Origin of the sequence: Bradyrhizobium sp. PMVTL-01 (assembly GCF_051861855.1) — a bacterium.
Classification (GTDB): Bacteria; Pseudomonadota; Alphaproteobacteria; order Rhizobiales; family Xanthobacteraceae; genus Bradyrhizobium.
The window spans coordinates 253,328-267,941 of record NZ_CP193983.1; the positions used below are offsets into that span (position 1 = coordinate 253,328).

14 protein-coding genes are annotated in these 14,614 nt (G+C 60.6%); 9 read left to right on the top strand and 5 right to left on the bottom strand.

Annotated features, from left to right (window positions below; genetic code table 11):
- Positions 1-116 precede the first annotated feature (116 nt).
- Positions 117-1,220, bottom strand: coding sequence for a DNA topoisomerase IB (locus ACRQ5Q_RS42055; RefSeq protein WP_439400176.1), 1,104 nt, complete (start codon positions 1,218-1,220; stop codon positions 117-119).
- A gap of 251 nt (positions 1,221-1,471) precedes the next feature.
- Here ACRQ5Q_RS42055 and ACRQ5Q_RS42060 point away from each other — a divergent pair, with 251 nt between their 5' ends.
- Positions 1,472-2,296 (top strand): ribonuclease HII, encoded by an 825-nt coding sequence (locus ACRQ5Q_RS42060; protein ID WP_439400177.1) that lies wholly within the window; start codon positions 1,472-1,474, stop codon positions 2,294-2,296.
- Positions 2,297-2,327: 31 nt separating this feature from the next.
- Here ACRQ5Q_RS42060 and ligD read toward each other — a convergent pair whose 3' ends face one another.
- Both ligD and ACRQ5Q_RS42070 read right to left on the bottom strand, forming a co-directional pair.
- The gene (ligD, locus tag ACRQ5Q_RS42065; RefSeq protein ID WP_439400178.1) at positions 2,328-3,275 is read right to left on the bottom strand and encodes a non-homologous end-joining DNA ligase; all 948 of its coding nucleotides are present in this window, start codon (positions 3,273-3,275) and stop codon (positions 2,328-2,330) included.
- Positions 3,272-3,610, bottom strand: coding sequence for a hypothetical protein (locus ACRQ5Q_RS42070; protein WP_439400179.1), 339 nt, complete (start codon positions 3,608-3,610; stop codon positions 3,272-3,274). The genes ligD and ACRQ5Q_RS42070 overlap by 4 nt, the downstream gene beginning before the upstream one ends.
- 335 nt (positions 3,611-3,945) lie before the next feature.
- On the opposite strand from ACRQ5Q_RS42070, the gene ACRQ5Q_RS42075 reads away from it, so the two are divergent.
- Both ACRQ5Q_RS42075 and ACRQ5Q_RS42080 read left to right on the top strand, forming a co-directional pair.
- Positions 3,946-4,590: an AI-2E family transporter gene (locus ACRQ5Q_RS42075; protein WP_439400180.1), complete on the top strand. Its 645-nt coding sequence runs from the start codon at positions 3,946-3,948 to the stop codon at positions 4,588-4,590.
- Positions 4,591-4,627: 37 nt separating this feature from the next.
- On the top strand, positions 4,628-4,915 hold the full coding sequence (locus ACRQ5Q_RS42080; protein ID WP_439400181.1) for a hypothetical protein: 288 nt from the start codon (positions 4,628-4,630) through the stop codon (positions 4,913-4,915).
- 353 nt (positions 4,916-5,268) lie between these two features.
- On the opposite strand, the gene ACRQ5Q_RS42085 is transcribed toward ACRQ5Q_RS42080, so the two are convergent.
- Positions 5,269-6,561 carry an Nramp family divalent metal transporter gene (locus tag ACRQ5Q_RS42085; protein ID WP_439400520.1) on the bottom strand — a complete coding sequence of 431 codons (1,293 nt, stop codon included), beginning with the start codon at positions 6,559-6,561 and terminating at the stop codon, positions 5,269-5,271.
- Positions 6,562-6,759: 198 nt separating this feature from the next.
- Here ACRQ5Q_RS42085 and ACRQ5Q_RS42090 point away from each other — a divergent pair, with 198 nt between their 5' ends.
- Together ACRQ5Q_RS42090 and ACRQ5Q_RS42095 are read left to right on the top strand one after the other, a co-directional pair.
- Positions 6,760-7,056: a DUF1236 domain-containing protein gene (locus ACRQ5Q_RS42090; RefSeq protein WP_439400182.1), complete on the top strand. Its 297-nt coding sequence runs from the start codon at positions 6,760-6,762 to the stop codon at positions 7,054-7,056.
- Positions 7,057-7,192: 136 nt separating this feature from the next.
- Positions 7,193-7,648 (top strand): hypothetical protein, encoded by a 456-nt coding sequence (locus ACRQ5Q_RS42095; protein ID WP_439400183.1) that lies wholly within the window; start codon positions 7,193-7,195, stop codon positions 7,646-7,648.
- 2,277 nt (positions 7,649-9,925) lie between these two features.
- On the opposite strand, the gene ACRQ5Q_RS42100 is transcribed toward ACRQ5Q_RS42095, so the two are convergent.
- Positions 9,926-11,320 (bottom strand): carbohydrate porin, encoded by a 1,395-nt coding sequence (locus ACRQ5Q_RS42100; protein ID WP_439400521.1) that lies wholly within the window; start codon positions 11,318-11,320, stop codon positions 9,926-9,928.
- 316 nt (positions 11,321-11,636) lie between these two features.
- Between ACRQ5Q_RS42100 and ACRQ5Q_RS42105 the strand changes: the two genes are divergently transcribed.
- From ACRQ5Q_RS42105 to ACRQ5Q_RS42120, 4 genes are read left to right on the top strand one after another with little or no spacing between them, the layout of a single operon-like run.
- The gene (locus ACRQ5Q_RS42105; protein ID WP_439400184.1) at positions 11,637-12,599 is read left to right on the top strand and encodes a DUF3618 domain-containing protein; all 963 of its coding nucleotides are present in this window, start codon (positions 11,637-11,639) and stop codon (positions 12,597-12,599) included.
- A 10-nt stretch (positions 12,600-12,609) separates the two neighbouring features.
- Positions 12,610-13,278, top strand: a complete 669-nt coding sequence (locus ACRQ5Q_RS42110) for a hypothetical protein (protein WP_439400185.1) — start codon at positions 12,610-12,612, stop codon at positions 13,276-13,278.
- Positions 13,275-13,691 (top strand): phage holin family protein, encoded by a 417-nt coding sequence (locus ACRQ5Q_RS42115; protein ID WP_439400186.1) that lies wholly within the window; start codon positions 13,275-13,277, stop codon positions 13,689-13,691. Before ACRQ5Q_RS42110 ends, ACRQ5Q_RS42115 begins: the two co-directional genes overlap by 4 nt.
- A complete protein-coding gene (locus tag ACRQ5Q_RS42120; protein WP_439400187.1) occupies positions 13,688-14,419 on the top strand; it encodes a hypothetical protein in 732 nt (243 codons plus the stop codon). Before ACRQ5Q_RS42115 ends, ACRQ5Q_RS42120 begins: the two co-directional genes overlap by 4 nt.
- The last annotated feature ends 195 nt before the right edge of the window (positions 14,420-14,614 follow it).

Consider the following 14,614-nt stretch of genomic DNA (forward strand, 5'->3'; position numbering starts at 1 on the left):
ACGCCCAGCACCCCACACTTGAATGGAGGCCCCCTTCCGCCGACGAGAGCCCCCGCCATCGAGGCACGCTCGGAAGCGTCGAGAAGGGCGCAAGCGTGTGGATACGAGTCGCGAGGCTAGGCGCGAAACTCCAGAGAATCGAGACGCTTGCGGAGAAATGCCAGCACCATGATCTCGTCGGATGAGAGCTTGGCATACTGGCGCTTGAACTTCTGCGCGATCTTGGCTTCGATCATCCTCACCAAGTCGCCGGACATGTAGGCGTTCAGGACTTCCGGGTGCACGTAGCACTTGCGGCAGATGGCCGGCGTATTGCCGAGCTGCTTCGAGACGCTCTCAATCGCGGCGACGATGTTGCGCTTCGCCTCGGCCTGGCTGTCATACTTCTTGGATTCGGCCAGCGCCAACGCCGCCAGAACCGTCCCAGCCCAAGTGCGGAAATCCTTCGCGCTGAAGTCCTCGCCTGTAATGTCCTTGATGTAGGCGTTGACGTCGCCCGAATCCACCGTGCGCGGCTCTCCGTCGTTGTCCAGGTACTTGAAGAGTTCATGACCTGGGATATCGGCACAGCGCTTCACGATCGAGGCTATGCGCTTATCCTCGACGCGGAGCTTCCACTGCTTGCCAGACTTGCCCGTGAAGTCGAACCGAAGGACGCCGCGGCCGACCGCAACGTGCTTACGGCGCATGGTGGTCAGTCCGTAGGATTTGTTTTTCTCGGCGTACTCGACGTTACCGACCCGGATCAGCGTCTTCTCCAGAAGACTGACGATCGTGGCCAGCACCTTCTCGCGGGGAAGTCCGTCTCGTTTCATGTCGGCGGCGACCCGCTCACGCAACGAGGGCAGGGCGGCCGCGAACTGGATGATATGCTCATACTTATTCTGGTCCCGGATCTCCCGCCACTTCGGATGGTAGCGATACTGCTTGCGACCCCGCGCATCGAGCCCGGTTGCCTGGATGTGGCCGTTCGGCGATGGGCAGATCCAGACGGATTCGTAGGCCGGCGGGATGCCGATTGATTTGATGCGTTGGATGATCGTGGCATCGGTGATGCGCTTGCCGTCTTTGTCGTAGTAGCTGAAGGTGGTTCCTGTCCCCTTGCGCGTGTAGCCGGGCGCGGAGTCGCTGACGTAGCGAAGGCCTTCTTCAGCGATTGTGGCGGCGACCTCGGCGGTACGATCTAGGATCTGTTCTTCATTGCTGGTCTGTCGGAGCATGGGCCTGTCTTCCGAAGCACCCTGGGATCGAGGCTCCGCTCACAGTAAAGGCATGAAGACGCCCTTAGGTTCCGCTGAGCTCGCCGGTCGCGATCCGTAAATTAGTGGCCGCGCAGAATATCGCCCCCTGATGAGAGCCGCTCGGTTCCTTTCGACGAGGTCGCGCAGTCGATGAGGGCATGGCTTAACTTCAGACAATCGCCACAAAGATCACCGATACGCTCCTACAATCAGTTTTCACGAAGGTGGCGATGCCCCGATATTCACTCGATGTCTTGCGTCAGCGCTATGTCGATGAGAAACGACCACTCGAGGCCAACGTGGAGCAGATCTTGCGGGCCGACACCCGTGCGGGAGCGCGTGCTATCCTGGCCTCAATTGACAAACGGCGCTTCGACAATAGGTCCGAAGGGCAGCGCCTCCGCAAGATGCTCCGCTTTGAGACTTCTCTCTGGGAAAGCGGCCATCATGCCGTAGCGGGCGTGGACGAGGCTGGAATGAGCCCGCTCGCCGGGCCGGTCTCCGCTGGCGCTGTGATCCTTAAACCCGGCACGCGGATCATCGGAATCGACGACTCGAAAAAGCTCGATGCTGCGGCTCGCGAAGAACTCGCGAAAGAGATCAAGGAAAAGGCAGAGAGTTGGTGTGTGGCGTTCGTCGAGGTCGAGGAGATCGACGCGATCAACATCTATTGGGCAAGCATTCAGGCTATGCAGCGTGCGGTCCGGGGGCTTGGGCTTGCGCCGCAGCACTTGCTGATCGATGCGAAGCGGTTGAAGGAAATGGACATCCCTCAGCAGGCTATCATTAAGGGCGACGCCAAGTCCGCCAGCATCGCCGCAGCCTCCATCCTCGCGAAAGTCGAGCGCGACATCGTAATGCGAGCGCTTGACGTGCGTCACCCCGGCTACGGATTCGCGGATCACAAGGGCTACCCAGTCCCGGCTCATTATGAGGCCCTCGCCAGGCTTGGCGCATGCGCAGCTCACCGCAGGTCGTTTGGACCCGTTCGTAACGCTCTCGGGTTGCCGCCCCTCCCGCCGTGGCCTTCGGCATCCGAGCGCGCCGCCGGCTGAACTCCAGGTTCCAGGCTTCGCCTGGCCGGCATTATTTTCGCGACCAGTTCTTTTCGCGAACAACGTCCTCCGCGTCTTTGTCGGACCGTAGCCCGAGATAGACCGGCTGACGCAGCTCGCCCTTGCTGGTCCACTCCGCGAACTTCACTTCCACGACCAATGTGGGACGCACCCAGGTCGTGACTCGCTCGTCCTTCACCTTGGCAGGAAAGGGCGACTTGAAAGTCTTGAGCCTGATGAGCTTTCCGTGGAGCTCTTCGAGAACTTGGTGGCTGAAGCCGGTGCCGACGTGGCCGATGTACCGCCATCCATCATCTTCGCGCACCGCTAGGACGAGCGCGCCGAAGAAAGGCCGGGTTCGCCTGGGCGCCGTGAACCCGGCGATAACGACCTCCTGCCGCTGCGCGGTCTTCACCTTCAGCCAGTCAGCGGTCCGGCGTCCGGACGCGTACGGGCTGTCGGCGCGCTTGGCCATGATGCCTTCGATATGCATCCGCTCGGCTTCTGCAAAGAACTTTGTGCCGCTGCCTTTACGGTGCTTGCTGAATGCAATCAGCTTGTGGCGCGGCAGGATGGCCTTCAGCCTTTCCTTGCGCTCGAGCAGAGGAAGCTTCCGGAGGTCTTCGCCGTCGGCGAACATGAGATCGAACACACAGTAAAGGAGCTTGGCTTCGTGTCTCAACGCATTCTGCAGCAATTGGAAGTGCGAAACTCCGTCCTTGCCGAGGGCGATGAGCTCGCCATCGATCACGGCGTCGCCCTTCACGCTTTCCAGGGCCTGTGCAACCTCCACATACGAATGACTGATGATCTTGCCGTTGCGGCTGTACAAGGCCACTCTGCCCCCGCGGATCTCGGAGACCATCCGGAAGCCGTCGTACTTGTCCTCAAACACCCAGTGGGCATCGTCGAACGGAGCATCGGTAAGCGTGGCCAGCATCGGCTGCAGGCGCTTAGGGAGCGTTGATTTTCGGCTCATTTCGAAGCTGACGGCGTATCGCGAATCGCATTCTCGGTTCGGCTCCCACGGAATGTGCCGATCATGCGCGTCCGAACAGAAACGAAGGCTTTCCAGATCTTTGCGAACCAGGGGATCGTGAGAAGCTTAGGCTTCACGATGACGAAAAGCCGTTCGACAACTAGAAGGCTAAATGCGTAGCAGGCCACGATCATCACCGTCCCGGTAATCCAATGGCCCTCTCCTGCTACGGCTACCGCGACGAGCTTCAGAGGCTCTACGGTAGCCGCCGGTAGAGCCAGCAAGAAGAGCGACTGGTAGGGGCTCAGTCCTTCGATCGACTTTCTTAAGCTCATGCAATGCTCCTCCGGGGAAGAACGAGGGCATCCTGCCGATTGTTCCTGGTAACGGAACATACGTCGCCTTGTCTCGTTTTCAGGGACTGAGGAGGAAAGACTAGATGCGCGCGGCCAGCGAACGCGGCGGCGAAGTCAAGGACGAAGTATCGCGCTCGGAAAACGAGGTCGCCAGCTGGCGTAGCAGACGGATCCAGAGACGAGGGACCACGACAGGCAAAGTGCATGTGGTCCGTATCTCCAAGTGGGTGGTCCCGCAGTCCGGTCCGTCAGCGGACCAAACGTCGGCTACCGCAAGGCCGTAGCGGCGCAGCCGAGAAAGGCCGGAAGGTCGCATGACCGCCACGGCCAAGGGGACACCGAAGAGACTTCATTCGGCAGCCTCGCCGGCCGAACAAAAACCGCTTCCTCTGGGGGCTGGGGCGCGCATGAAGGCCAGAATTGTCCTGGCACTATTGTTGGTCGTCCTTGGACTTTGGACCGCCGCGAGCTTCCTGCCTGCTCTTATATGGGCCGCCATTATGGCAGTCGCCCTGTGGCCTCTTTATCTGGCATTCGCCACACGCGTCTCGGGTGGTCCGTCCGGCTCGGCAGCGTTCCTCTTCACCGTCCTCGTCGCACTGATCCTGGTGACGCCGATTGCACTTGCCGTGTATGAGGTCGCACAACAAAGCAACTTGCTTGCCGATTGGCTGAAGAGAGCACGCGAGAGCGGCATCGGGGTGCCCGACTGGATCGCCCGCCTGCCGATCGCCGCCGAGAGCATGGAGCAATGGTGGCCGGCCAATCTTTCGGATCCGCAGGCAGCCGCGGAATGGCTGAAGTCGGTGAATGCGGACAACGTATCCGAGGTCTTTCGGACGTTGGGCGGTCAGCTTATACACCGGCTGTTCCTCTTGTTTTTCTCGTTGCTGGCGCTGTTCGCTTTGCTTCGCGGGGGGTCGCTCAGTTGCCAGCCGCTTCCTCGAGACATGCGATAGGCTCTTCGGCAATGCGGGAGAAGGTCTGGTCGAGAAGATGATTGATGCGACCCGTGCGACCGTGAACGGTACAGTACTGGTAGCGCTTGGCGAAGGATTGGCGATCGGCATCGGTTATTTCGTCGCTGGCGTGCCCAACACGCTGATATTCGTTATCTTTACGACGGCGTTCGCGATGATCCCATTCGGCGCCTGGGTGGCATTCACCGTTGCAACCATCGTCACGATATCGGAGGGTGGAAGCGGGATCGCTGCGGCCGCAGTGCTCTTGTGGGCTCAATCGTCATGTTTGCCGGCGACCATTTCATCTGGCCGACGCTGGTGAGCGGCTCAGCGAGGCTCCCATTCCTGCTCGCGTTCGTTGGAATTTTCGGCGGCTTGGCCGCATTCGGCCTTGCCAGTCATCATGGCCGCGCTATTGGCGATGTGGCGCGAGTGGATTTTCCGGCCTATTCCTGAGGCGTGACGAAGCCGCTATCGCGGAGACGGATCGCCCCTTTCACCTAACCTGGCCACCTAACCTGGCAACCACATAGTGTCCTCAGCGGGGAGCGGGAGCGAGATCATCGGCCGCTTATGCCGCTGTGTTTTGAGCATGTAGTCATCAATCCGGGTTCCCCATCAGCGGCGGCCCAGATTTAACAAACTGTTTCGCTCGAGTCTCGATCGGTGAGCCGATTAGCTCCACATAGTAAAAGCCATACCGACGATGCACAAAAACATTGCGATGGTTGCGATCCATCCAAGCCAATAGACAGGTCCCGAAACCACCAAATCGCCCATGACCGATTTCCGCCGCACCAGCAGCATCATGACGGTCATGATCGGTGCCGCCAGCACACCGTTTATTACCGCGCTCCAATAGAGGGCCTTGATCGGGTCTAGCGCCGTGAAGTTCAGCCCGACACCGAGCGCGACCGATAGTGCGAGCACGCTGTAGAACGCTATGGCCTCCTTCGGCTTGCGCGACAATCCGACAGGCCATTTGCGTCCCTCTCCGATTGCGTAGGCGGTCGAGCCGGCCAGGACTGGGATCGCAAGCAGGCCAGTTCCGATGATGCCGAGGGCGAAGATCAACTCGGCCAGCGCGCCGGCAACGGGCCTCAATGCTTCCGCGGCCTGGGCGGACGATTCGATGTCGGTCTTTCCGGATGCGTGCAACGTCGCGGCGGTCGTCATGATGATCGCGAGGGCTATAACGTTCGAGACCGCCATGCCGACGAGCGTATCGATCCGGATTCGCTTGACCTCCTCTTCCTCCTTCTGCGGCTCCTGCTTGAGCGGCTTCTTGTCGGGATCGATCCGCTGCTCCTCCGCTTCCTGAGAGGACTGCCAGATGAACAGATAGGGCGAGATCGTCGTGCCGAGGATCGCGACCAAGGTCGTCAGAAAAGGTCCGCTCCATTCGATCTTCGGAACGAGCAGTCCTTTCAGAGCCTCGCCCCACGGCACCTTTGCGAGAAAAAGCGCGATCACATAGGCGAACAGGACCAGCGTCAGCCACTTCAGGATGGAGACGTAGCGCTCATACTTGAAAAAGATTTGCGCGATCACGGAGACCGCACCGAAGATTACGACATACAGCGTTCCCGGGCCGCCGATCAGAAGCTTGAGCGCATCTCCCATCGCCCCAAGGTCGGCCGCGACGTTGATGGTGTTGGCGACGAACAGCAGCACGATCATAGACCAGATAACAGGAGCGGGAAAATTGCGGCAAACATTTCCCGCGATGCCGTGGCCCGTTACGCGGCCGATGCGTCCCGAGATCTCCTGGATCGCGGCCATCAACGGATAGGTCATCAGCATCGTCCAGCCGACGCCGAATCCGAGCTGCGCGCCGGCCTGGCTGTATGTACCGATTCCGGAAGGATCGTCGTCGGAAGCGCCGGTGATGAGACCCGGTCCCAGGCGCTGCAAGAAGTTGTCCTGATCTTCATTCTCGATCGGCTTCTTGCTCGCACCCGCCTTCATCGTCACGTCCGACCCTCCACTCGTTTTAATCCACGGAACCATAACGCTCCGGCCATCCTAAGGGTCCGCACGGTCGCGCGCGCCGTCGATTTCAGTTGCAGCTGGCTCAGGAAAAATAGGCAATTTCCTGATGCGATCCGGAACCTTGCCATCTTTCGCTCGTTCTCGCATGCCGCATCCTACGGCGAGGAGATTTTCATGAAGAAGCTGATGCTAACGTGCGCGGCTGCTGCGCTGATCTCGACCGGCGCGTTGGCGCAGTCCACGGTGGTCACCACCACCGGCGCGGGTCGCGCCGCCGCCGTACAGATCGAGCCGGAATACCGCACGAAGATCCGCACCTACGTCACCGAGCACAAGGTGCGCCCCGTGCAGACCCGAGAGAAGATCGTGGTCGGGCAGCCCGTGCCTCGCGAAGTCGAGCTCCAGTCTGTGCCCGCCGATTGGGTCCCTCGCTCACCCAGTACCGTTACGTGTACTCGGGTGAACGCGTGATGCTGGTCGATCCTTCGACGCGCACGGTCGTCCAGGAGATCGACTGAATCCTTCCGGGCGGGGTCGCTGAAGCAAGCGACCCGCCTCCAGTCTCCGGCCCGCCGATATCTGAATCCTTCATTGCGAGCGGCCGTTCATGCCTATCATCCGATACTTCGTCTTCGTCGGCGCGCTGCTGCTGGCGCTGCTCTTCGCTGCGGACCGGTACCTGCCGGCCCCTGTAGAGCGCGCGGGCGCCTCCGATCCGGACAGAACCATCATCCGGATCGCCTCCGCGAGAGGCCTACCGGAGAAGATCGTATTCGACACGCGTCCTCGCACCGATGTGCCGATCATCGCGCAGGCCGATCCGATCCCTGTAGTACCGCAGCACCACGCGCACGAAGCCATGGCTGCAGTGCCTGCAGCCCTTGCCATCGAGGTAAAGAAAGAGATACCTGTGCGCGCGGCCGCAGCGGCCCGCCCGCATCCGAAGCGCTCGGCAAAACTACAGAGAAGGCGTCTTGCCTTTGAGAGCCCGACCCATTTGCCGGCGGATGGTGGTGACGGAATGCTCGCGCGTGATGTCGAAAAAGGAAAGGCCGCGCCTTAAATAGCGCGGCCCCGTTGCATGCGGATCGACTTCGCTCACCAGTGCCGGTAGTGCCGATGCCAGTGGCCGACCGACCGGATAGGAGCCGTCGTAATAGGCGTAGGCTGGGCGAAAGAGACGGTGACAGCGATAACCGCAGAAGACGGGCGCATTGTAGTAGGTTGTTGGTGTAGCCGGCGCCCCAGCGATACGGGAGGCGCGGACAGAGAGCGCTGCGCCGCCGTGGAGGCTTCCGGCTTCAGCGCTGGCGGCGTCCCCTGCTCTGACCGCCAGGTGATCCGGCCGAAGCCTGTGCCTCCAGCGCCGCCGCGGGTCACGCGAGCGGGCCCGCGCAAAAGCTGCTGACGCGCCTTTCCGGGCTGACACGGATAAAGTTCGTACTTGGCTCTTCTCGGGCGACTCACGGCCGAGAAGGGCCGGCTTGCTTCAAGAAGAAGCGGAAAACTTCCTGCTACTGATCAAGGTTGATGAAGTTGGTGAGTATGCTGGGGACACAACCCGGCCTCGCAGGGGTTAGCGTGCTCCGCCAGCTCGGCGGGTGAGCCGGCGAAAGTCCCAAGCTTGTAGGCGCCTTCCCATGACTAAAGGCCTAGTTTCATTCACGGAACCGAACTTGGCCCATCCCCGTTTGGAAGTCGTTAAAGCATTTCTTGGGAAGGCACTATGACGCAACGACGTTGTAGGGTCACACAGACCCGCTCCCTCGAAGACCGAATGGCAGAACAGGCGGCAAAGCTGAAAGAACAGGCCAGCCAGTTACCCGCTGGGGCCGAGCGTGAGGCGCTACTGAAGCGAGCGAGGATTGCGCAGACCGGCGCGCATCTGAGTGATTGGCTTCGTTCACCCGGCCTACGGCGGCCCGAATGACTCTCCACTAATCAATGCTGGCTGTCCTGAAGGGGTGGGATGTGAAGCTACTGGGCGAGTATCTCGAACACGCACTCCAATTTGAACGGATGGCGGCCAAAGAGCCGGACCCTAAGCTGAAAGCGGCGATGGAGAGCCAAGCGAAGGCTTACCGGAAGATGGCCGCGAAGCGAGCCAGGATGCTCGGCTTGCCGGCGCCTAGCCCTCCCGAGCAGTAGATTGGGTCGAGGGAACAATTGTCCTTTTTGGTACTTATTCAGTCGGCTTGGCAGGGTGATTCCCATGAACTTTTTCAGTAGCGACAGATTTTCGGGACCGAAGACACGGGAAGAGCCGCGCTGCAAATGCGGCGCGCAGCCCCGATTGGATCATACGATGATGGACCCAGTGCGCGGCCTGTTCGAGTGCCGGTGTGGTGAGCGCTCTTGGACTGAGGACAAAGAGTAAGGCCTGCTAGGTTTGATGCCACTTGTCTGCGAGCGTAGTGGCCTAGGTTGATCTTGAGCCGTCGCCTATTCTGGAACGTGCACTCGCTTGTCAGCATTACCGGCGAATGCCGCGCTATTTCTTCACGTAACCCACAAGTGACCTTCTAAGCGAGGAATTGCCGGACAAGCACGCCGCTTGACATGAGGCCACAGTGACGGCTGGCAAGATACTCCAAGGCCTCGACGGGAATCTAACGCCGGAGCACGGATGGCGGATGGAAGTCACGGACGAATTTCAAAACACGCTCTACGTCTTGCACATCAAAGCCGAAAAGCCAAAGTAACACGGCCTCAGTTGTCGGCCTCTCATGGCGTCCGTCGCGCTCGATGGCCGTAATAGTAAAGCGCGGGTCACCTCGCTCGAAGTCGGGCCAGACATCGGCGTCGCGAGTACCGCAACTCTCACCCAGAGGCTCAGCGTCGGATAAGGTCTGTTTGAAACGACGCCGCTTCGACATGGCGTTGCTTCCGTGTTGGAGGAGGGCGGGAGCGCTACCGGCGTTCTCATCACAGAAAATGATCCGGGCTGTGATGGCCACGGGCAACTACTACTTTTCGCGCCCGTCCCGGAACTCTTCCGGAATGACTCAAAGGGCGTAAGCCCCTCAAACCAAGGATTCGAGGTCACTTGAACCAATTTGGCCGTTGACTGGCGAGCGTCGGCCGGTCCCGACCGACATTCGGCGCCCCGGGAAAGCGAGCGCTTCTTCTGGCGGAGATATCCCGTAAACTCGGGCAAGGTCATCGCGTTCAAGTACCCTGTCCGGGGCACCCCGCCCTGCGGCCAGCCTGACGCCCGAGTGCATCTGGTGCGCTCCGGATTGATGCTCAGATGAAGCCGAACTCGAGGGCCGCCAGGCGCCAGCGCCAGTCCAAGTCGAGACGCCACGGGTGAGCATCCAGTTCAGGCAACTGAAGCTTACTAGAATTTCAAAGTTGTGCGCAGGCCAAAGACCGCAGCGTTCTTCAGTGTTCGGCCCGGCATCGTGCCCGTCGGGTCCGTCGCTCCGCCGCCCGGCCGGATGATGTATTGGAAATTGGGCTGGAGGGTCCAGCCGTCCCTCACCTGATACTGATACACCGCCGTGAGGAGTCCTTCGAAGCTGCGCACCGGCCACGCGGGACTGACAAGTGCGCGATAGTCCAAGTCGAGCGCCTGGGCTCGCTTCGAGACGTGTGCGTAGCCGGCCGCGATCCCGAACTTGTCTTCCGACCGTTTGTCGCTGAGGCCGATGAATTCGACGCCTGCGTCGGCGTAGAGATCGATCAGATTGCGGTCGGCCGAAGCGCCAGAGACACGAGCGAATACGCCGATCCCGCGATCATCGCTTTTGGGCACGCGATAAAGTTGCTGCTCGAAGACCGCCCACCCGCCGATGTCGCCCACCAACATGAGTGGAGTGCCGCTGCTGTTCGGCGCCGAAAGCGAAACGCCGTTGCTGGCGAGTTGGAGATCGGAGAACGGCCCGAAGTGACGCCATCCACCGAACTTGATCTGGCCGGTCAGATTTGGATCGCCCTTCTTGTTGTTCCAGGCGTACTGGATCTGCCCTAGCAGCAGCGGCGGATCGTTGACTCGGAAGTTGACGCCATATCGGTTGCGTTCTTGCGGATCGCCCGGTCCCGGACCGGCTTGGTTGCCGTCGAAGACGCCTCCCAGGATGGACAGCTGACCGGTGATGTTGACCAGAAGCCTGGTGCCCATCGCAGCCAACGGCGGCGATGGACCGCCGCTGGGCAGGTCGAGCGACGTGATCACAGGCCAGCCCATCGACGCGTTCGTGAAGACGTCGGTGTATTTCGTGTTGAAGAACTCGCTGTCGGCGGCAAGCTGCCCAAACTTCAAAGAGAGCTTTTTGTCGCCCCACTGCTTTTCGAAGTAGGCCTCATAGAGGCGAGTAGATGGCAATGCTTCGATGCCGCTCACGACGAAAAAATTGTCGAGATAGTTGCGCGACAATCCCTCTCCGTGGATCTGGAACATGTTGGCGTGGAACGTGAGCTTGTCGACGCCGACGAGCTTCTGCAGGTCGACATCGATCGCAAGGTTTAATCGGCCTTCGTAGATCGCTCCCTGCTTCAATCCGCCGGAGACATTCCCCAGCGTTTCACCGATGTAGGTCGCGGCGAACTTGATCCCGTACTTTTGGAATGGGTTCGGCAGAAGCCCGAGAGTCTTCTCCTCGACGGTGCTCTCGCCGGTGTCGGGATCGGCGGGCTTGTCGTCGTCGGTCTTCTTGTCCTCCTGCGCGAATGCGTGGGAGCCTTCGAGAAGACCCGCCAGAAGGATTGCCAGCGCGAGGCCTCTAACGGACATTTTTATCGAGCCGCATACTAAGATTCTCCGTGGGGTCGGATTTGGACACGCTCCAACTGCAAACTCAAGGGGACACCTGCGGCTTGTCCTCCTTCGAGAATGCGGCCACTGAGGCTTGGATCCCCTGACGAGCAGATCTCGAACCAGCGCGGCCGGTGAGACCGCCCGCAGTCGGTTCTGCGGCAGCCTGCGGGAGAACGCACCGGCCGCGTCGGTGCGCCGCGATGCGGCGGAAGGTGCTCCAAGGCTACTAGGAACCATCCAATGAAGGGGGAGTTCGTATTCGAAGCACAATCGAAGAAAACAAGAGGGTGAGATGACGCGATCGGTGGAGGAGCTACGACGGGAGTCCGAGCGTAACCGGGCGGAATTGGCGGCCACGGTCGAACGTCTCAAGCAGGGGATATCGGACACTACGCGGGATTTGCGTCACATGGTCTCGCCTCAACACGTTAAATCGGAAATGTCGGGCTACGTGAGCGAAAAGGCCCAAGGCTGGGTCGAGGGGCTCAAACAGCAGGCGATGGACAACCCGATGCGCGCGGTCGCTGCCGGTACCGCGGTGGCTGTGCCGCTGCTGCGACTGGCGAAAGGGGTGCCTCTGCCGATTCTCATGATTGCTGCTGGCCTCGCTCTTACCTCCAAGACCATGCGCGACCGGGCTGCTGGAGCGGTATCGCCCGTGATGGATGGTGCCGGTCGGGTTATCGACCAGACTGCCTCCAGAGTTCAAGCAGCGAGAAGTGGGGCCCAGGCGAAAATCTCCGAGTCCCAAGGACACGCTGCCGGCGCGGTCAACGACGCGCTAGATTCGGCCAAGTCAGCGGCCCAAGACCTCAAGGCCCGGGCAACGGATGCTGCAGGGACGATCGGAGACAAGATCACGGACGGGATGGACTCCATCAAGGAATCGGCCTCCGCCGCTCCAGAACAGGCGCGTCAGATCATCAGTGACAACGCCGCGCTGATCGGAGGACTCGGTATCGCTATCGGGGCAATCATCGCGGCGGCCCTTCCGGAAACGAAGCTCGAAGACAGGGCGGCAGGGCCGGCGAGCGACAGCCTTAAGCGCGCTGCCGGCGAGGCCGCTCAATCGGAATTTGAAGCAGTCAAGGATGCCACGTTGTCTGCGGCCGATGCCGCGACAAGAAGCGTGAGTGACGCTGACCTTGGGCGGCATGCGAGCCGAATGACCCGTAATTTGGCCGACAACCTCAAGGAAGCGGCCGCTGAGGTTGTTGACGCAGCATTCAGCCCTTCCGCAAAATCAAGCACTTGAGAGACACAGCATGAGCGATTCAGATGTGGTCAAGCCGACCAACTTCAACAAAGGCAAGAGCAGCTCCTCAACCGGTCTGAAGGACCAGATCGGCGACGTAGGGGCCGAGATGAAGCAGCGCGCCGGGGAGGCCCTGCAGGCATCGGCGGACATGGCTCGGGACAAGTTCGGCGAAGCCGCCGATGCAGCCAAAAATGTCGCGAGCGGCACCGTGGACCAGATTCAGGAACGGGCACGGGAGCAGCAACAGAACGGTGCCGATTTCATCGAGCGCCTTGCGGGCAACTTCCGCCAGGCTGCCGGCGCATTCGAAACTGACGTGCCATTCGCAGCACGCGGCATAAAATCGGTTGCCGACTATGTCGAAGAAGCAGCCGGGAAGGTTCGCGATGGCAGCTTCCGGGACCTCGTCGATGGTGCGACTGATTTTGCGAAGCGGCAACCGGCGGCATTTCTCGGCCTATCCGTTTTGGCCGGGTTCGCCGCTGTGCGCTTCTTGAAGGCTTCGGGCGGCACATCGACCTCGCAGCGGACAAGTTCGCAGACCGGCGCGGAAACTGGCGCATCCGGGGTTCGGAGGTCTTATGCAAGCGAGGCCGTCGGTGGACAGACCTCTATGGGATCCACAATCACGGGACAGCGACCGAATCCATCTTCAGGGGGCGGCCGCGCATCATGAGCATCAAGCACGATATCGAAACGGGGAAAAGCGATCTTCACAATATCTCGGGCCTCGTCGGCGACGCTATGGCTCAGGTCGCGAAGCTTTTCCAAAATGAGGTCGATCTGGCGAAGGCCGAACTTGCCGAAAAGGTGCAAAAGCTAGGCGGAGCGTTGGGACTTCTGGTCGGCGGCGCGGTTCTCGTCATCCCCGCCATCGTGATGGCGCTGTTCGCGTTGTCATCGGCGTTAATCAGCGCAGGGTGGTCGTCAGCATTGGCTTACCTGACATCGGCGGTCGTCGCCGCCGCCATTTCTGGCAGTTTGTTTGCGGTGGGCATCAAACGGTTGGACGCACGAACCCTCACCCCGCGGGAAACAATCCGGCAGCTTGAAAAGGACAAAGATATTGTGAAGGGAATGGTGCGATGAGCAGTGCGCAAACCGGTTTTTTTGACAGTCTACTCGGTGCGGCCAAAGAGAACCCGCTTTCCGCCGCGCTAATCGGGGGCGGAGCACTCTGGCTGCTTATCGGCGACGACAAATTGAAGGGCGCTGCGCAATCCGCCGCCAACGCCGCATCTGGTGTAGTCGATAGCGGTGCCAGCAATTTGAAGGCTGCAGCCTCAGGATTGCAGCGGACCCCGGCGCCGCCGACCGCACCTGAGATGGATCATGAAGGGGGCAGTGTGGCCGGGGATTCACGCGATGCCGTGCAAACGGCAACCGACTCGATGTCTGAAGCAGTACACAGGGTCCGCGACCGGTTTGACGAGGGCGTCGCTTACGCCCGCGAACAGTTTGCTAAGATGGGCAATCCTCTGCCGACAGGGGATACTTTGACGAAAGCGCAGTCTTCGATCGGCGAACTGATGGAGCGCCAGCCGCTGGTCATCGGCGCCCTTGGTTTGGCGGTCGGCGCTGCACTCGCAGGCGCGTTCAGAACGACCCAGATCGAAGACAACTACATCGGGGGGGTCAGCGACGAAGTGAAGGAGGACCTGAGCAGACGCGGCACCGCTGTATCGAAAGCGTTGCGTGAAGCTGCTGATACGGTCGCATCCGAAGCGAGTGACATCGGATCCGAGGCGGTCGATCGCATGAAGCAGGCGGGAACTGATGCCGCTCACGCCGCCAAGGAACAGGCCAAGCAATTGTGAGGACGGGCCAGTGCGGCCACCCTCTCTCGCGCCACTGCCGTCGAAATGTGGATTGAACATGAGCCGCGCAATACCGTCGATGACGGCATACTCGCGATTGATGGCGAAGCGATCTGATTGGAACGTCGGCACATTCAAGCTGGGATGGCTGGGAATCCTGGGAAAGTCTTTAGAGAAGGGAGCCGCAAGTGGGTG